Origin of the sequence: Vibrio sp. Vf1514, from assembly GCF_052076135.1 — a bacterium.
In the GTDB taxonomy this organism is placed as follows: Bacteria; Pseudomonadota; Gammaproteobacteria; order Enterobacterales; family Vibrionaceae; genus Vibrio; species Vibrio furnissii.
Map to the genome: position 1 here is coordinate 1,519,314 of NZ_CP197267.1, position 17,189 is coordinate 1,536,502.

At 44.3% G+C, this 17,189-nt stretch carries 18 protein-coding genes; 10 read left to right on the top strand and 8 right to left on the bottom strand.

Annotated features, from left to right (window positions below):
• The first annotated feature begins 145 nt into the window (after positions 1-145).
• The 6 genes from ACS18Q_RS07045 to rmf all read left to right on the top strand — a co-directional run bounded on the left by ACS18Q_RS07045 (position 146) and on the right by rmf (position 6,608).
• A complete protein-coding gene (locus tag ACS18Q_RS07045) occupies positions 146-301 on the top strand; it encodes a hypothetical protein (protein ID WP_154181151.1) in 156 nt (51 codons plus the stop codon).
• A complete protein-coding gene (gene rlmKL / locus ACS18Q_RS07050; protein ID WP_441257589.1) occupies positions 273-2,396 on the top strand; it encodes a bifunctional 23S rRNA (guanine(2069)-N(7))-methyltransferase RlmK/23S rRNA (guanine(2445)-N(2))-methyltransferase RlmL in 2,124 nt (707 codons plus the stop codon). The genes ACS18Q_RS07045 and rlmKL overlap by 29 nt, the downstream gene beginning before the upstream one ends.
• 12 nt (positions 2,397-2,408) lie before the next feature.
• Positions 2,409-2,651 carry a glutaredoxin family protein gene (locus ACS18Q_RS07055; protein ID WP_081454430.1) on the top strand — a complete coding sequence of 81 codons (243 nt, stop codon included), beginning with the start codon at positions 2,409-2,411 and terminating at the stop codon, positions 2,649-2,651.
• Positions 2,629-4,545, top strand: a complete 1,917-nt coding sequence (locus ACS18Q_RS07060) for an ABC transporter ATP-binding protein (RefSeq protein ID WP_441257590.1) — start codon at positions 2,629-2,631, stop codon at positions 4,543-4,545. Before ACS18Q_RS07055 ends, ACS18Q_RS07060 begins: the two co-directional genes overlap by 23 nt.
• 8 nt (positions 4,546-4,553) lie before the next feature.
• Positions 4,554-6,269 (top strand): DUF3466 family protein, encoded by a 1,716-nt coding sequence (locus ACS18Q_RS07065; RefSeq protein WP_441257591.1) that lies wholly within the window; start codon positions 4,554-4,556, stop codon positions 6,267-6,269.
• Between the two features lie 165 nt (positions 6,270-6,434).
• Complete coding sequence (gene rmf, locus ACS18Q_RS07070; protein WP_038151159.1) at positions 6,435-6,608, top strand: ribosome modulation factor; 174 nt, start codon at positions 6,435-6,437, stop codon at positions 6,606-6,608.
• A gap of 136 nt (positions 6,609-6,744) precedes the next feature.
• Here the strand turns inward: rmf and fabA are convergent, their stop codons facing one another.
• Entirely contained in the window at positions 6,745-7,263 is a 519-nt protein-coding gene (gene fabA, locus ACS18Q_RS07075; RefSeq protein WP_004725988.1) for a bifunctional 3-hydroxydecanoyl-ACP dehydratase/trans-2-decenoyl-ACP isomerase, read from the bottom strand.
• Between the two features lie 71 nt (positions 7,264-7,334).
• Positions 7,335-8,978, bottom strand: a complete 1,644-nt coding sequence (locus tag ACS18Q_RS07080) for a S16 family serine protease (protein ID WP_441257592.1) — start codon at positions 8,976-8,978, stop codon at positions 7,335-7,337.
• Positions 8,979-9,144: 166 nt separating this feature from the next.
• On the opposite strand from ACS18Q_RS07080, the gene matP reads away from it, so the two are divergent.
• The 4 genes from matP (at position 9,145) to ACS18Q_RS07100 (ending at position 11,016) form a co-directional block, all read left to right on the top strand.
• On the top strand, positions 9,145-9,594 hold the full coding sequence (matP, locus tag ACS18Q_RS07085; protein WP_004725983.1) for a macrodomain Ter protein MatP: 450 nt from the start codon (positions 9,145-9,147) through the stop codon (positions 9,592-9,594).
• Between the two features lie 11 nt (positions 9,595-9,605).
• Positions 9,606-9,923: a DUF3634 family protein gene (locus tag ACS18Q_RS07090; protein WP_441257593.1), complete on the top strand. Its 318-nt coding sequence runs from the start codon at positions 9,606-9,608 to the stop codon at positions 9,921-9,923.
• A 125-nt stretch (positions 9,924-10,048) separates the two neighbouring features.
• Positions 10,049-10,378 carry a hypothetical protein gene (locus ACS18Q_RS07095; RefSeq protein ID WP_014205098.1) on the top strand — a complete coding sequence of 110 codons (330 nt, stop codon included), beginning with the start codon at positions 10,049-10,051 and terminating at the stop codon, positions 10,376-10,378.
• A 272-nt stretch (positions 10,379-10,650) separates the two neighbouring features.
• The gene (locus tag ACS18Q_RS07100; protein WP_441257594.1) at positions 10,651-11,016 is read left to right on the top strand and encodes a regulator; all 366 of its coding nucleotides are present in this window, start codon (positions 10,651-10,653) and stop codon (positions 11,014-11,016) included.
• Between the two features lie 45 nt (positions 11,017-11,061).
• On the opposite strand, the gene ACS18Q_RS07105 is transcribed toward ACS18Q_RS07100, so the two are convergent.
• The 6 genes from ACS18Q_RS07105 to ACS18Q_RS07130 form a co-directional block, all read right to left on the bottom strand.
• Positions 11,062-13,707: an SIR2 family protein gene (locus tag ACS18Q_RS07105; RefSeq protein WP_441257595.1), complete on the bottom strand. Its 2,646-nt coding sequence runs from the start codon at positions 13,705-13,707 to the stop codon at positions 11,062-11,064.
• Between the two features lie 479 nt (positions 13,708-14,186).
• Positions 14,187-14,549, bottom strand: coding sequence for a hypothetical protein (locus ACS18Q_RS07110; protein WP_441257596.1), 363 nt, complete (start codon positions 14,547-14,549; stop codon positions 14,187-14,189).
• 456 nt (positions 14,550-15,005) lie between these two features.
• Positions 15,006-15,287, bottom strand: coding sequence for an antitoxin MazE-like protein (locus tag ACS18Q_RS07115; protein WP_441257597.1), 282 nt, complete (start codon positions 15,285-15,287; stop codon positions 15,006-15,008).
• Positions 15,208-15,387 (bottom strand): hypothetical protein, encoded by a 180-nt coding sequence (locus tag ACS18Q_RS07120; RefSeq protein ID WP_232658763.1) that lies wholly within the window; start codon positions 15,385-15,387, stop codon positions 15,208-15,210. Before ACS18Q_RS07120 ends, ACS18Q_RS07115 begins: the two co-directional genes overlap by 80 nt.
• Before the next feature lie 78 nt (positions 15,388-15,465).
• A complete protein-coding gene (locus ACS18Q_RS07125; RefSeq protein ID WP_441257598.1) occupies positions 15,466-16,836 on the bottom strand; it encodes a zonular occludens toxin domain-containing protein in 1,371 nt (456 codons plus the stop codon).
• 4 nt (positions 16,837-16,840) lie between these two features.
• Entirely contained in the window at positions 16,841-17,182 is a 342-nt protein-coding gene (locus tag ACS18Q_RS07130; protein ID WP_232658765.1) for a DUF2523 family protein, read from the bottom strand.
• Positions 17,183-17,189: the final 7 nt, after the last annotated feature.

Below are 17,189 nucleotides of genomic sequence, written 5' to 3' on the forward strand. Positions count from 1 at the left end.
TATTCCGCTTTTGGTAGGTTTTGTAATAAATTTACAGTGTAAAAGCTAGTCTGGTATAGTCCAGTTTAAGTGTGAATAAATACTCACTTCGCCGCTAGCGCAGATGAACCCGTATCAATGATGAAGGAGTGAGGTTGGAGAGAACGTGGCAGCTTGGTTGTTGGATGAATCACCACTTAACGGGCTTTTTAATGAAATGATTCGTTTAGATTTAGGAATGGCCTGCATTGTCAGTTATAATCTGAAGCCATTTTTACCAGTCAAAGAACACTATGAATCAGTATCTAGCGGTTACCTCTAACGGTCTTGAGAACCTATTAGTCGAAGAATTAACAAATTTAGGAATTTCCGATGCCAAGCCTGTTCAGGCAGGGGTGAAATTCAAAGCAACCAATGAGCAAATCTACCGTTGTTGCTTATGGAGCCGTCTTGCTTCTCGATTCGTACGTGTCGTGGCGGAGTTTAACTGCCAGAACGATATGGACTTGTATCTGTCAACCACGGCGATCAACTGGGTCAATCACTTCCATAGCTCTAGAAAGTTTGTGGTTGATTTCAACGGCACCAACCGTGAAATTCGCAACAGTCAATACGGTGCGATGAAAGTCAAAGATGCAGTCGTGGACTGTTTTGAAAAGAAAAATCTCCCACGTCCGTCGATCAGCAAAGATCGTCCAGATCTTCGAATCCATGTTCGCCTTCACAATGACAAAGCACTGCTTGGCATTGATATGGTCGGTGGCGGCTTGCACATGCGTGGCTATCGCCCAGAATCGGGTAAAGCACCGCTTCGTGAAACGCTAGCGGCTGCCATTGTGATGCGTAGTGGCTGGAATGAATCAAAACCGTTGCTTGACCCGATGTGTGGTTCGGGAACGTTGCTGATTGAAGCGGCAATGATGGCAGCCAATATCGCGCCAGGACTGAAGCGTGAGAAATGGGGCTTTGAAGCGATTGAAGACTTTGATGCCGAGCTGTGGGCGACCATTAAATCGGAAGCGAGCGTGCAAGCAAAACGTGGCGCCAAGAAAGTTGACACTAAGTTTTATGGCTTTGATAACGACACGCGCGTGATCCAAGTGGCTAAAGATAACGCCCGCCGCGCTGGTGTGAGCGACCTCATTGAGTTTAACGTTGGTGATGCAGCTAAATTGACGCGTCCTGCTGGTTTCGAGAATGGCGTGATTATCTGTAACCCGCCTTACGGTGAACGTTTAGGAACGCATCCTGGCCTGATTGCGTTGTACACCGCATTTGGCGCGCAACTGAAAGCACAGTTTGGCGGATGCCAAGCCTCGATCTTCTCTAGTTCGGATGAATTGCTCGCTTGTTTGCGTATGCGTGCTGAAAAGCAGTTCAAATTAAACAATGGTGCGTTACCGTGTCACCAAAAAAACTACAGTATTGCGGTACGAGCGGAATCTGAATTGACGGAAGGTCGTCAAACGTCGCTGGTTGCACCAGACTTCGCCAATCGCCTGAAGAAAAACATCGGTAAGATTGGTAAATGGGCGAAACGTGAAGGGTTAGACTGCTACCGCATTTATGATGCGGATCTGCCGGAATACAACGTGGCGATTGACGTTTATTTGGATCATTTGGTGATTCAGGAATACGCGGCGCCGAAAAGCATTCCTGAAGAGACTGCTAAACGCCGTCTGACGGATATCATTCGTGCTGCCATTCAGGTGACGGATATCGATGCTAACAAAGTGGTACTGAAAGTTCGCGAGAAGAAGAAAGGAACGTCTCAGTATCAGAAGCTCAGTCAGCAATCTGAAACCATGTATGCTCAAGAATACGGCGTTAAACTGATTGTGAACCTGTATGACTACCTTGATACCGGTCTCTTCCTTGACCACAAGCTGACTCGTCGTCGCTTAGGTCAAATGGCGAAAGGACAGGATTTCCTCAACTTGTTTGCGTACACCGGCTCTGCCACCGTGCATGCGGCCTGTGGTGGCGCGAAATCGACCACAACCGTCGATATGTCCAAAACCTACCTTGATTGGGCTAAAGAAAACATGGCGCTGAACGGTCAAGTAGGTCGCCAGCATCAATATGTTCAAGCGGACTGCTTGCAATGGTTGGAGAAGGCGAACGGTCAGTATGATTTGATCTTTATCGACCCACCGACGTTTTCGAACTCGAAGCGCATGGAACAGTCTTTTGACGTTCAGCGTGACCACATTCAGCTGATGACGAATTTGAAACGTATTCTTCGTCCAGAAGGCACGATTGTATTCTCCAACAACAAACGTCACTTCAAGATGGATATGGAGCAGATGGAAGCGCTCGGTCTTGAAGCGCAGAATATCTCCTCGCAAACATTGCCATTGGATTTCGAGCGCAATAAACACATTCACAACTGCTGGCTTGTGACGCACAAAAAATAACAGGGCACGGATGTGATAACTCTCTATAGCACGGAAGGCTGCCATTTATGTGAAATGGCGTATGACTTGCTTAAACAAGTTCAGCTCACTCAACAGGTTAACATCGTCGACATTGCGTTCGACGATGTACTGTTTTCTCGTTACGGGGTCACAATCCCCGTACTTTCCTATCAGAATTCAGAGCTGAATTGGCCTTTTGATATCAACGAATTAACTCAATGGTTGGAAAATAATGGCATTAATTACCATTCATAACGGGTTGCTGGCATTTGGTGATCACCCATTGCTGGACCATGCAGATTTCGCACTGCAAGAAAATGAACGTGTCTGTCTTGTGGGCCGCAACGGGGCCGGTAAGTCGACACTGATGAAAGTCTTGGCAGGGGAAACCCTGATGGATGACGGCAAAATGCAGGTGATGCAGGATGTTGTCGTTTCTCGCCTTGAGCAAGACCCACCTCGCGATCAGGAAGGCAATGTGTACGATTACGTTGCTGGTGGTTTGAAAGAGGTCGGTGAACAACTCAAGATCTATCAAGATCTGCTGGATCTGGTGGCGGTCGAACCCACGGAATCCAACATTAAACGTCTCGCGAATATTCAAGAGCAGCTTGAGCATGCTGGCGCATGGCGATTTGAAGACCGAATCAAGAACGTCCTGAGTGCACTGAAGCTTGATGGCCACACGAAGTTGACCGAACTTTCCGGTGGTTGGCAACGTAAAGCTGCATTGGCGCGTGCGCTGGTCTGTGACCCAGATGTATTGCTACTCGACGAACCGACCAACCATTTGGATGTGACAACGATTGAGTGGCTAGAAGGTTTCCTGAAGGATTTCCGCGGTTCAATCATCTTCATTTCCCACGACCGTGCGTTTATTAAATCCATGGCGACACGTATTGTGGATTTGGATCGTGGTCAGTTGAATTCGTTTCCTGGGAACTACGAAAAATACCTCGTGGAAAAAGAAGAGCAGCTGCGAATTGAAGAGATGCAGAATGCGGAGTTTGATAAGAAACTGGCGCAGGAAGAGGTATGGATTCGTCAAGGCATCAAAGCGCGTCGTACGCGTAATGAAGGTCGCGTTAGAGCACTGAAGAAGCTGCGTGAAGAGCGCGGTGAGCGTCGTGAAGTGCAGGGCAAGGTGAACCTACAAATCGATGATGCGGCGCGTTCAGGCAAGATTGTCTTTGAGGCGGAAGATTTACAGTACGCGATTGACGGCCAGTCCATCGTTCAGGACTTTAGCTTTAACATCATGCGTGGTGATCGCATCGCCCTTGTGGGTCCAAATGGGTGCGGTAAGAGTACCTTGCTGAAATTACTGCTGGGTGAACTTCAGCCGGATTCAGGTCGTTTGCATTGCGGTACCAAGCTTGAAGTCGCGTATTTCGACCAATACCGCGAAGTTCTAGACCCAGAAAAATCGGTGATTGATAACCTAGCTGATGGGAAGCAAGAAGTGACTGTAGGCGGGCGTCAACGCCATGCATTGAGCTACCTGCAAGATTTTCTGTTTGCACCAAAGCGTGCACGTACACCAGTGAAAGCACTGTCCGGTGGTGAGAAAAACCGTCTGCTGTTAGCGCGTATTTTCCTCAAGTCGAACAATTTATTGGTGCTTGATGAACCAACGAACGATTTAGATATCGAAACCTTGGAACTTTTGGAAGATTTGCTTGCCAATTACCAAGGCACGTTATTGTTAGTCAGCCACGACCGTGAGTTTGTTGATAATACCGTGACGTCGAGTTGGATCTTTGAAGGCGATGGTGTCATTGAAGAGTTTGTTGGGGGCTATCACGATGCTCAACAACAACGACAGCAAGTTCTTCAGTACCGGAACGCTGAAAAAGTAATCAAAGCAGAGAAAGTGGTTGAGGAATCTCCCAAAACCGCGCCTTCGAAGCCTAAGTCTAAGAAGTTATCTTATAAACTGCAGCGCGAACTAGAAACTCTGCCTGTGAAACTCGAAGAATTAGAAGCTGAGATTGACGCTCTGCAGGAACAGGTGAATAGCCCTGACTTCTTTGGTCAGCCTGTAGAGGCAACACAACCCATTTTAGACAAGTTAGCTGCCACTGAGCAGGAGCTTGAAATTGCATTTGAGCGCTGGGAAGAGCTCGAGGCAATGCAACAGGAAAGTTAATGAAACCAATGAGTAGTAACACTTTTAAACTGACCTTCATCACCGCCGCGATTGTGTCATCGACCACTGCGTCCGCAGCTTTGTATCAAGTCGTCGAAGTGACACCAAGTACAACGTATTCTTACAAGAGTAGCTTTGGTGTTGCGATTCAACCGGGCACAGCGACGGGTGGAAGCGATGCTGATTTGGGATGTTTTGATTCGGCCGCATCGAACTGTGATGGAAGCAGTTTTATTTTGGCTGGTGAAACCCGTTCGTCTGAAGTGAACGCCGGTGAGGCGGTCGACGGTTTGAGTTTCCGAGAAGAAGCGCCGTTTGGTATGGACAGCCGCTTTGTCTATATTGATAGCCTCGATGATTTTGAAAGCTACTGTAGTAACCAGTTGCGATATGCGACGTGTGATGCGTGGGCTTCAGTGCGGTGGACGCCTTGGGCAAGTGAAGTGAGTGGTAGTCAAACCCCGAATGCAATTGCTTTTACAGGCGCATCAACCACCGGCGATGCAATCGATGAAGGCAACAACGTGGTTGTGAACAGTTTGACCTCTGATGGCGATGTTGTGGGGATCACCTCAACGCTGGGGACTGTGACGGATTATCGCCGTGATTCGGTATTGGGGTTTGTTGGTACAACAAGCGATACCTTTACTGACAACCTTCAGACACGTGCATGGAAAACGGACGGTACTTATACGGTCGGTAGTATTTCAACTGATTACACGAACGATCAGGGGGATTACTACACTTCTAAGGCGGCATTGTGGAACGCAAGCGGTACGTCTGTTTCGTTGAATTGGGACTCTGGCGTATCAAGCGTGAAGAACAATCGTCTTGCTCAAGGTAGTATGCGAGATTTCGTTGAAGTTGATGGCACGCTGTATGGGGTGGGTTATAACACCTATGAAACCAACTCAACCAACTACATGAATGCAGTTGTGTATTCTGTGAGTACAAGCTCGGATATTATGACCGCCAGCAATTGGACATCTACACCGATTGCGAATGCGACCGTGCGAGAAAATGGTGTTTCAAGCGGCGACTATATTTATAGTAACTCGGTCGGACTGGCGGTGAATGAGAATTTGGTTGCGATTGGTGAAGCGAAACGGGGCGGCGATCGTGCATACAAAGGGGCGGCCTCGAATCGCGTGTTTGTTGTGAAAGATGTAACGTCTCCCTCTGCCACTTATTTAAGTGACGGCGTGTTCTTTGATGGCGCTGGTGGTAAAGCCGGAGGCATTAATAATTACAATGAAATTGTTGGCCAAGTCGATGCGGAATCTACCCGTGAAGTGAATGGTAAGCCGCGCCGTAAGCGTGCATTTATCTACCCGTTGGATGCTGATGGCACCAATGACACTCGCCGAGGTATTTTTAACAACAAAAGTTGGTGGTTAGATAATCTCACTAATGGTGGTGACTATTCTGATCACAACAACCAATACCGTATCATTGATGCCACTGACATCAACGATGCAGGTGTGATTTCTGCAACCGCGTTGAAGTGCGAGAACGGCTACGACACAACCGCATACAACGCGACGTGTGGCGACGGCAACCAAGATGAGACAACGGTCGCCGTCAAACTGGTGCCAATTCCAGGCGTAACGAGCAGTGACATTTCGGCCCGTGGCACAGATGAAACAACGACTGAGCGTAGTGGTGCAGGTGTTGGTTTGTGGATGCTGGCTGTACTTGGTTTCCTCGGGTTCCGTAGAAAATAGTAAATTTTTGTCAAACGAAGCACAAGTTCACAGATCTGGACTTGTGCTTTTTTTTGGCTTGATGAAGGTGGTTTTTTGAGCAATTCTTAATGGTGTGGTCATGGAAACGCCACACGATTTTAATAGTTGTAACTTAGACACAAGCTACTGTATGAGGACTGCACTATGAAGAGACAAAAGCGTGATCGCCTGGAAAGAGCGCAATCTCAGGGATACAAAGCGGGCCTGAATGGCCGATCGCAAGAAGAATGTCCCTACCAACAAATGGAAGCTCGATCCTTTTGGCTAGGTGGTTGGCGTGAAGCTAGAGAAGACAAACTGACTGGTCTCTATAAATAATTTCCACATACAACACAGGATCTAAGCCCCGAAAGGGGCTTTTTATTTGGATTTTAAATCACCTGATGCACTATAACTAAATGTACTACCAACAAAAAAGCCGCTCAATCGAGCGGCTAGATTCAATCACAACGAATTAAAACGCTGAAGTGTCTTGGAACAGGCCAACTTTTAAGTCTTTCGCAACATAGATTTCTTTGCCATCAACCAGTACGCGGCCATCAGCAAGGCCCATCACCAATTTACGGTTTACAACGCGTTTCATGTGGATTTCGTAAGTAACTTTTTTCGCTGTCGGTAGGATTTGACCAGTGAATTTTACTTCGCCAACGCCCAATGCACGACCTTTGCCTTTTCCGCCAACCCAGCCAAGGAAGAAACCAACCAGTTGCCACATTGCATCAAGGCCAAGACAGCCAGGCATCACTGGATCGCCAGGGAAGTGACAATCAAAGAACCAAAGATCTGGAGTGATGTCGAGTTCGGCCAGAATCAAGCCTTTACCAAAATCACCCTCAGTTTCAGACATCTTAGTCACTCGATCCATCATCAGCATGTTTGGTGCTGGTAGTTGAGGGTAACCAGGGCCAAAAAGTTCGCCACGGCTAGAAGCTAAAAGATCGTCGCGGTTATAAGAGTCTCGTTTGTTGTGCATTATCAATTACTCCAATTTCTGATACGGTGCATCTTAGTGAACACGTGTACGCCAAACAACTCCGATCAGTACTAAACGAACCAGTTTTTGAGGCGTTCCACAAATCCTTGTGGCTGAATGTGTTTTTCAAAGTTTTCAATTCGTTCGGCGATTCGGCTGATCACGCTTTCCTCATCATCACCACGGAATGGTTTATTCATGAGTACAGGAACAGCTTCATCAACATTCGAGACGGGCCAAATGTTGAATTCCCCATTTTTAATACTTTCGACGACAGATTGATGAAGCGCAAGGTGTTTCAGATTACTTTTCGGCAGGATGACGCCTTGTTCACCGGTAAAACCTTGATGTTGGCAAACCCGGTAGAAACCTTCAATTTTTTCGTTGAGCCCACCAACTGCTTGGACGCGACCGAACTGATCTACGGCGCCTGTGACCGCAATTTGTTGGTCAATAGGATATTCGGATAGGGCGCTCACTAATGAGCATAGTTCAGCGAGCGAAGCGCTATCGCCATCCACTTCACTGTAAGACTGTTCAAATACGACTGAAGCGGAGAATGGCAGCGGAACGTCCAGATTGAGCGCGCTGCTCACAAACGCTTGCATGATCATCATGCCCTTAGCGTGTAAATTGCCACCCAGCTCAACTTTCCGTTCGACATCAGAAATATCACCATCACCAAAATGAATTACACATGAAATACGAGCTGGCTCGCCGTAAGATACTGGATGACCAGCAATATCGATGACAGTCAGGCCGTTGACTTGTCCGATTTGCTCACCTTGAGTTTCGATAATGACTTGGCCATCAAGGATGTCGTCAAGCGCGCGCTCAGGTAAGTAAGATTCACGGTAATAACGTTGATTCAGTGCTTGTTCAATGTGTTCTTTTTTTATTGTCGCTTGATGACCCAGAAGTGCCGCTTCTTCGAGCAGCGCGCGATGCCACATCACACATAGGGGTGCATAATGTTGATCTTCGGTGTAACGAGCGCCAGCGGTCATCACTGCTTCAACGGCATCGTGCGTCAGCATTGGCAACTCATAGCGTTCAGTGAGCCAGAGTAGGTAGCCTAAATAAGTCGTAATGGAGTCCTGATCAAGCTTGATATCCACTTCCAACTCACTGAACAGGCATAGCCCTGAGTGAATATCTGCATCCAGAAAATCGATGTCGCCTAACTGGTTTCTATCACCAACCACAACGAGTTTGACGTTGTAACTTTTAGTCGGCAACGAGTGAATGGGTGACTTGGGATCACAATTCACCGGTGAAATGGCGTCGCCCAGCACGGCAGATTTCAACATTGGCCAAGAGCGCGGATTCGCGAGTAGTAAATTCGCAGAAACGACAAGATATCCGTTATCAGCTTTGTCTAATAGGCCGCTGACTTCACTGACAATATGGCCATTTTCAGCTTTGACTTGTCCGAAAATTGCACCCATATCTAACGTTTCAGTCACTACAACGGGCACTGAAGACGTCATACTCTCCATCTGCTCTTTAATCAGAGCGCGGTAGATTGAGTTATCTGGCGCATTGACTAACAGAATGCGGCTAAAACCTTTGACGTGAATGAACCTTTCAATTGCTTGTGCAAGTCTGGTTTGAGTGCCAAACAGAGAAACAGAAGGCAGGTTAGGGTATTGAGATAACTCAGTGCTGAACTGGTCATACTGAGGCGTCACTAAACGCCAGATATCTTGTGTCATTGAATCGTCGAAATCGTGAAAAGGAGACAAATTATATAGAAAAACCCAAAGCACGAATAGCTTTGATATTTGTGATGATCTTGGTCGTGTTTTTTATCGATATAATTGAAACGACTGTGTCACTTGGGTTACGCTGTCACCCTAATTTTAAATAGGCTTGCCAGACATGAAATATCAACAACTCGAAAACCTGGAATGCGGTTGGAAGTGGCAGTACTTAATCAAAAAATGGAAAGATGGCGAACCGATCACTTGTCATATCGATCGTAGTGAGGCAGATGCCGCTGTTCAAGAACTCAAATCTCTAGAACATGAGCCAACCTTGGTGCTTGAATGGATCGAACAGCATATGGCACCAGATTTGGACAACAAGCTCAAACAAGCCATTCGTGCCAAACGGAAGCGTCATTTCAATGCAGAGCAGTTGCATACACGTAAGAAATCCATCGATTTAGATTATCGCGTGTGGGAAAAGTTGTCTGTGCGAGCAAACGAACTGGGATGCACGTTATCCGATGCCATTGAGTATCTGCTTAGTGAAGCGTCACGGAGCGAGAAAGCGAGCCGCACGGTTTCGAGTTTAAAAGAAGATTTAAGTAAATTGCTGTCTGATTAGGAGTTAGCAAGATGTTGTATGTGATTTTAATTGCTGCAATCGTCATCTTTTGGTTGGTCGCGGCCGACAGGCCTGTGCTCAAAGTTAAGTTTAAAAATGGTGTCATTACACAGGTTAAAGGTCATTTTCCGCCGTCGTTTAAATATAATGTAATTGAGATTGGTGAAAATGCGCCATTTGATGGTGAACTCAAAGTTTATCATCAAAGGCACAATATGAAGTTGGTGTTCTCGAACCAGGTGCCAAAGAAAGTACAACAGCGCATTCGAAACGTGTTTCCACATCAAGGCTTTAAAGGCAACGGTGATAAAAGTAAAAAGAGTCACTAGGATTGCGCCATTAGCGACAACACGTTTGCATCAAGGTGCAAACTAGACCGAAATCTTAACGCTTCAAGCTGAAACGGCTGAATACCAGATGTAGTATTCAGCCGTTTTTTTATTGGAGTGACACAATGAAACCACAATTACTCATCATCGCAATATGGCTTTGTTCACAGCACGCATGGGCAGACGACACAGAAACCAACAACGTCGCAAGGCTCATCAAAGCCAAAACTCTCAAAGTGCTGAGCAAACAGAATGTATCTGCAAAAGGTTTTTGCGATGTATTTGTCGACATGAATCACATCGACAATCAGTACGCCAAGGTCGTACAAGTCTCAACGCTTGGCGACGCGCAACTCTGTAAACGCGTCAAACAGGCCATCAAGGTAGGCAAAAAGTACAAATACCAAATCCCAGAACGGTTCATCAGAATTCAAATTGATGCACGGGAACTCTAACAAATGTGTGTGACAAAATGATCTTGATAAGGTGTGAGGCTGAAATCATTAAAGCACGATGAAGACGACTCAGTGAAAACAAACGTCAAACTACGAAGAAAAGCCCAGTTAACTAGAAATACGGCTCATGTATCAGGGTTTTAGGTCATGAAAACCGACAGGTTTTATCAGATGTTAAATTCATTATGATTAGTGCGCATTATGCGTCATTATGTATAATCCTTGGGTGCATATCACATGTCGCAATAATACTCCTTTTCGGAGTATTAACAGTGAAGTATCACGAGATGACCAAGAATTACATTTTTCGTGAATTTGAGTGCGGTTTGACACGCGAGCAGACGGCGGAACTTTGTTTTAAAAGTGTGAGAACGGTCACTGAGTGGGATAAAGGAAAACCAATACCACCTGAGTGTAAACGCCTAATGAGGATTGCAAAGGGTAGAGAATTGTCATCTTGCGATTCCTGGAATCAGTTCAAAATGCATTATGACAAACTAGAGCTACCAACAGGAAAGTTGATTTCAGCCCAAGAGCTTTTAACGGCCATAGCAATATTAGAAATATCGGCACCAGAAGACATAAAGATAAGTTCGGCTTTGCTAAAATACGCAAGAGCAATTACTAGATTTAGGTAGCATTACTAAGAAGGAGGTCATTTCACAAGACCTCCTTCGATAATATTAGGCCGCAGTCAGCGAACTTGTTTTACTTTTGTGAATAGATAAATCATGCAAATCAATAGTAGTCAACAAAGTCAATATCGGCCACTTTACGAAATTTTCTATCAATGTGATATCTATTTCTGCTTCCTGCTTTATCAACCTAATCGCGTCCACTTCCTGCCCAAGTAAAGTGTAACAAGCAATATTTATATTTTCGCCCAAATTCTGCCCAACTAGGTTTCTAACCTTGCTCTTATTTATATTATTTCCAAGCATATGATTAGCATATTCACAATGTAGGGTTAGTATAGCTCTACTACTAGGGCTGAAGGATACATTCGAGTGGCTTTCACATAGCGCTCTAGCTCGTAGGTAATCACCAGAAACTAGTAGAATAAAACTCTTATCGCACAAGTACTTATCTAGTTTTAAACCAGCTTCATGTTCTTTATCTTTATACTCAATTGCTTTGTCATATTTCTCTTTTGCCAGTTCAACATCACTCATTAGTGAATAGTACTGCTGCTTAGTAATATCTTTTTTTACCGCCCCAATAAATTCGATAGCCCAATCTAGGTCTTTCAATACATGGGCTATCGAATTGAATATTTTCCTAGAGAACTTAGCGGCATCATCTGATGTATAAGCGAAATCTATATATTTCTTAAAGTTAACCAAATCGTAGTCAATACAAATCGCATAACTTGACTTCAACAAACAGAAAGATGTGATTTTATCTTTATCTGATTGCATTTCGCTTAAGTCAGATGACAAAAACGACTTCCAATCATTCTTATATGAATAGTCTTTCTTTCTTATTCCGATCAGGCCAAGTTGCTGGTAGCAAAGTAGATCGTACATGAGTTTTTGCTTACTTTTTCGTGCGTTTTTATATTCAGACTCCATTGTTTTTATAGAATTTTTCGACGCTTCCAAATTGTGCTTTGTAACCTGAGGATGGCTAAGCAATTCAAAATAAGTAATGCTGCATGGGTTAATTAACTTGGCTCTCTCTAGATGCTCATCTACTAAACGTTTACGCTCTTTTTCTCCTTTCTGATCTGCGTGGTTAATGTATTTAACACCGTATGCGGACAACATTTGGCTCCAAGCATCATTATCTAACGATGGATCAAGATGTAAACTTCTCTCCAAAAGGCTTATTATCTCATCGATACTAAATGTCTTGTTTTCTGAGTGTTCCACTTCTCTTAGTGCAATGCTACAAACGTAGTTATTAAACGATGGAATATATTTAAAGTTCTCTACATAACTTTTTATATACTTGCATTTCTCTGCAAGAGTATCCATGTTTTCACATTTAACCATGTAGTATTCATGGTTGTTTTTATCGGTCTCAATTAATTTATCACAATATTCTAAACTTTCATTGTGTAGATCTAACTTATTGCAAATATATATTAACTTTCTGATGTACCTAATTGAAATATTTTGATCGTTACTATTTGCTAAATAATTTTCTGCAATTGATTTTGCCTCAGGGTAGCTATTTGATTTAACTTTAGCATCTATTTCCAGTAGAGATTTAAATTGAGATTCGGATAAGTTATTTATTTCATTTCCATCATTGCTATTCAACTCTCTAATTAAATTGGATATATCCATTTCATTCTTATGTTTCGTTAAATTGGATATATCGCCCCTGATAAATTCTGATTTGGTTGCTAGAAAATGCAGATCGCTTTGGATTGTCTTAATAATTTGTTCTTGTTTAGAATCAGCCAAATTATCTTTTATAGACAAGGAACCATTTAGTGCGTGATGTAACTCAGCCATGGCCTCATCAAAACCATCGACCTGAACAAAGTATACGCGCTCTTTCCATAATAACTTTCTAAGTTCTGAACTTACTTGAGAACCCTTTCTGATACACCAATAAACACCATTCTTGAGATAGTCTTCTGATTTCAGTAAGTGGTTTAATACATCCATTATGGATCTATCATTACCAGAATACCCCATAACAACCAAACCAAATTCTTTAGAAAATTCTATGAATTTATTTCTAATATTTGCCTCCAATGATTCAGTCTCTCTCAAAGTACTTTTTATATCATCAAAGAGATAATCACCATGCAATTTAATTATCTTGGGACGAGTTGAACTAATGCTTAAAGAATTTACACTTGAATCATGAGCACAAACTAATGGTCTAGTTTGAGAAAATTGGTAAAACGCTTCATTTATTAAATCATCGAAGTTAGTTGTATAAATTGTATCAAAATACCTATTTGATACATTCATTAGTGAAACTAGATATGCATAACCGATTGACGGTTTTGCAGACTCAACTTCTTTTTCAACAAATCTTCGACGTTGTGATGGTAGATCGAACTTTCTTTCAAATAAAGATGAATATTCATTACTTTCCGTGTACCAAGATCCTTGTTCAGTTATAAGGTATCTCTTTGCTATATCTGCAGTTTCATATTCTTTTCCAGAAAGCATTTTATATTCATCTTTACGCCATTCATCAACCAGATTTTGTCCTGTTTTAATTCCTGATGTGAACGAGGCACCAGCGCCAAGCAACAAATTGTAGTTTGGCGAAGTATTACTGGTTCTTGTTTTCAAGTATGCCACTAGGTCTTTAATGGAACGTTCTTTATGTTTTAATTCATCTTCTAATACGTTAAAAGCCATTACTATTTCCTTAATAATTATTACATTCTGTAAGTTTTTAGTACTCAATGGATAGATTGAGCGATATTAAATTTTTCTATAAAGGCCATATTCACGGATGAAGCGTAGTTGGAAATCCTGATTATATGAGTAAATAATCATATACCTATTGATGCTTAGTGGTTAGTGACATTTTGGAGCAATATCTAGAATTCAGAGGTGCGTCACCAGTAAAAGAAACAAACTGATACATTTGTTAAACGGCTTCCGTACCCGTTTAAACAGTCAGTTTCATCTACTGGATTGAAACGAATCGCAAAGTGATTTCAGACCTGTAGACTTGAAACCATAAGCTTAATACTGTGTGAGCTCACAATCGAAAAACCTTTGCTTGCTTTGAGCTAACCGCCCGAATGGGCGGTTTTCTTTTATCTGACTCCCATCTTTGAGATGACATTACATAGAATTCAACACGTAGAGACAAGCAAGAAATGAGTTACTCACATTCTCGGTTCAACGCGCTCTTTAGACTTTACGTCGGTTTCTTCCGTTTCATCCTTTGAATAGATATACCACAGCACTATACCAACTAGTTGCAGCAATAGAATAACCCAGTACATGGCCTTTAAACCGTCTGTCTGAAACCATTGATATTTGCTGGAAAAGATAGATAAAACAGTGATTGGTGATAAAAGAGTTAAATTCAAAATGTTAAGTATTATTGAACCTTGAGCAAAAGGATCTCTTACCTTTAGTGCAAAAAGAGCAAAAAAACCTGACAGACCGGATAGCAAGATTCCCATAGTCGGTGTCACGATTCCTAGTACACTCGTCACGATAGCGACGATACCAAACGCATTCATAGCTACTCCACATATCCAAAATTGTGAGCGTTATTATGCACCAAATTGTTTATTGTTCAGTGATGGAGTGAAGACTTTCACCCCGTATTACTATACGGGGTGCTCCCCAAGGCTCGCTCGACACTCGCAGAGCCTACGCCGAAGAACCGACGAGACACGCAACAACCTAGGGCGCGGCCATAATCGTATGGCTTGGCAGGGAGAGGTACTTTTTTCTGTTTTGGGAGTCAGCGCAGTATTTCACTCAGATGGCGCTGGACGTTGGTCGCGGACAGTCGTGAGTGACGTAGCGGTGTTGGATATGCAGCAGCATAAGAACGTCGAGCGCAGGAACTAACGTTATGGCTCAGCCCCTAAGCCAAGGCTTAGGGTAGTCGCGCACTAAGGCGCGAGATACAAAAAAGCGGTATGTCATTTTTTAACATACCGCTTCAAAAAAGTGTCACCAGTGACGGGCTATTTCTCAAGTGATACGAACCGACCCGTTGCGGTGTCCCGCAGTAGCGAAAGGGATAACGTCGGTTGCGTTCGACAGCGTTCTGCGCAGCTCTGAAACTCAGATTTAAGGTTAGAGGGCACCCATAGAGTGACTTTCTCTAACCCTTGTTCACGCATCCGGTCTTCATATCTTTTGTTTCGTTTTGACATACCCATTCCTTTACGCTCTGCGTTTCTTGTATTGATAGAGGCCGACACGCAGTTGCCGCACCAAATACACAAGCAAAGGCGACACAACATGAGATAACAATGCTGATGAGCCGCCGATAATCAGGCAGACCCAAAAGACCGTGTCGAGCAGTTGGGTAAATTGTTCAACAGTAAAAGTGATGGTATCCATAAGGTGATCCTTTTCGTTAGCTTGCTTTGCTCCTCCTCCTCAGTCTTCGTCGTCGTCCGCCCGCGGCGCATGTGTGTGTTAGAAAACTGAGTTGAGTTGTATCTGAGTTTGCTCTTGTTTGGGCTGCTCGACAGTGCGAGGTTTGCAGAACACATTGAGGTCGACGGCCTCTTTAGTCAGCTTGAGCAAGCAGTCATCGTAATGCACAAACTTAATCTCGTTCGCTCTGAGGAACGTGTCGTCAAACCGATAAACACCATCCGGTGTTTTCGCTTCCAGCGTGACCATGAACTTAAAGCCGGTGCTCGTCGATTGCGTCGTGTGTCCTGTGTAGTAGAGGCTTTGAATTTCATACAGGCCGAGCATTTGACGCATCAGTTCAAGCCTGTTTGCTGCAAGAGAAACTGAATCACGGGCACCGCCGTTAGACGAATTACGATTCCCACCATTAGGTAGAACGCCAGAACCTTTAGAACCCGTTTGACCAGACCCATCGGCCGACGCAGAAGCGTTAGATTGAGTCTTTGACGTGGACGGGTTCGCCACTTCCTCAGAAGAACCAAAAACCAAACCGGATAAACCATAGAAAAAATACCCCATGCAGCCGATACCCACGACCAAAGCGCCGATGAATTTCGGGTTTTTGTAAAGCACGTTAACCGCGCCAGAATGACGAGCAACACCCGTTGCCGTGGATTTGTAGAGCAGGAACGCATCGAGCGGGATTTTGACCGTCATGACGTTGGGGTCTTTGCCTTTGGGAATAACAGGCGTTGACGTGTTTTTCGGATGTTTATAGACATAAGGTTTACGCTTAGCCCAGAACATGCCGTCATTGGCCTTATGGAAAAAGCACTGTTCCGCACAAGCCCGAATCGCTGTGTCTATCTGTCCCCAGTCAGGCGAGAGCAATTCAATATCCCAGTTATATTTACGGTGACGCGCGAACCCTTCATTAAAGGTGAAGGGGTAGATAATCCGCCCGTTCTCGTCGTACTCAGCTTGACCACGGTCATCGATTTCAGACGGCTTGAGTTTGGTCATATCAACAGGTACATGGCGCGAGTTAAAGAAGTTCTCGTAGTCACTCGGCAAGTTATCGAGAAAATCAGACAAAGGGCGAGCCGTTACCTTTTCCATACGAAAGCCGATGTTCTTTGAAAAGATATCCTGGCACTCATCGATAACAATCAACGCCCCAAGCGGGCACCAGCAAAAGAAATGTTGCCACAGGTCAAGCCCGTTTTTGTCGCGGCTAAAGATACGAATCAAACGGGTCGTGCTCGGGAACTGGAGGTCAAGACGTCGCTCAATTTCATCGAGTGGTTCCATACCCTCGATATTGGTCACAACAACACGGCCAGCTTTGAGCGCTTCCAATATCACGAAGTAGGCAACATAAGATGATTTGTAGGCACCGTTAGCGCCTGTCCGAATAGTAATAGCCATGTCATCACCTCAACATCTTCATGACGAAGCCAGTGGCAAGAAAATTGAAATAGGTACTGATTGCGCGAGGTAGGCCAAAAGCGTGCGCGTAGTAACGCAGCTCGTCCGGCAATGCGTTAAAGGCCGAGGCAATTGCCTGAGTGAATCCGATTTCTTCAAGCAGTATCTGAGCGGTAGCGTAGTAAACTTGCATTGTCCAAATCAGGCCGACAAGTTTGAGCTTGATATACCACACGTTGATGTAGGCAACGAGCTGTTGAAAGTAGGTCGGAACGAAGTCCAAAAAGTCGACGATGGTCTGACCAAAATCGCCAAGTGAGCTAATGAGATCAACTAAGAATTGCATACGTCCT

Excerpts from the sequence above, each read along its gene's own strand:
- ACS18Q_RS07065 (WP_441257591.1), top strand. The coding sequence starts at position 4,554 with ATGAGTAGTAACACTTTTAAACTGACCTTCATCACCGCCGCGATTGTG.
- ACS18Q_RS07120 (WP_232658763.1), bottom strand. The coding sequence starts at position 15,387 with ATGGATACCATCACTTTTACTGTTGAACAATTTACCCAACTGCTCGAC.
- ACS18Q_RS07080 (WP_441257592.1), bottom strand. The coding sequence starts at position 8,978 with ATGACACAAGATATCTGGCGTTTAGTGACGCCTCAGTATGACCAGTTC.
- fabA (WP_004725988.1), bottom strand. The coding sequence starts at position 7,263 with ATGCACAACAAACGAGACTCTTATAACCGCGACGATCTTTTAGCTTCT.
- rlmKL (WP_441257589.1), top strand. The coding sequence starts at position 273 with ATGAATCAGTATCTAGCGGTTACCTCTAACGGTCTTGAGAACCTATTA.
- ACS18Q_RS07090 (WP_441257593.1), top strand. The coding sequence starts at position 9,606 with ATGTTGTATGTGATTTTAATTGCTGCAATCGTCATCTTTTGGTTGGTC.
- matP (WP_004725983.1), top strand. The coding sequence starts at position 9,145 with ATGAAATATCAACAACTCGAAAACCTGGAATGCGGTTGGAAGTGGCAG.
- ACS18Q_RS07110 (WP_441257596.1), bottom strand. The coding sequence starts at position 14,549 with ATGAATGCGTTTGGTATCGTCGCTATCGTGACGAGTGTACTAGGAATC.
- ACS18Q_RS07125 (WP_441257598.1), bottom strand. The coding sequence starts at position 16,836 with ATGGCTATTACTATTCGGACAGGCGCTAACGGTGCCTACAAATCATCT.
- rmf (WP_038151159.1), top strand. The coding sequence starts at position 6,435 with ATGAAGAGACAAAAGCGTGATCGCCTGGAAAGAGCGCAATCTCAGGGA.
- ACS18Q_RS07105 (WP_441257595.1), bottom strand. The coding sequence starts at position 13,707 with ATGGCTTTTAACGTATTAGAAGATGAATTAAAACATAAAGAACGTTCC.
- ACS18Q_RS07095 (WP_014205098.1), top strand. The coding sequence starts at position 10,049 with ATGAAACCACAATTACTCATCATCGCAATATGGCTTTGTTCACAGCAC.
- ACS18Q_RS07130 (WP_232658765.1), bottom strand. The coding sequence starts at position 17,182 with ATGCAATTCTTAGTTGATCTCATTAGCTCACTTGGCGATTTTGGTCAG.
- ACS18Q_RS07115 (WP_441257597.1), bottom strand. The coding sequence starts at position 15,287 with ATGTTGTGTCGCCTTTGCTTGTGTATTTGGTGCGGCAACTGCGTGTCG.
- ACS18Q_RS07060 (WP_441257590.1), top strand. The coding sequence starts at position 2,629 with ATGGCATTAATTACCATTCATAACGGGTTGCTGGCATTTGGTGATCAC.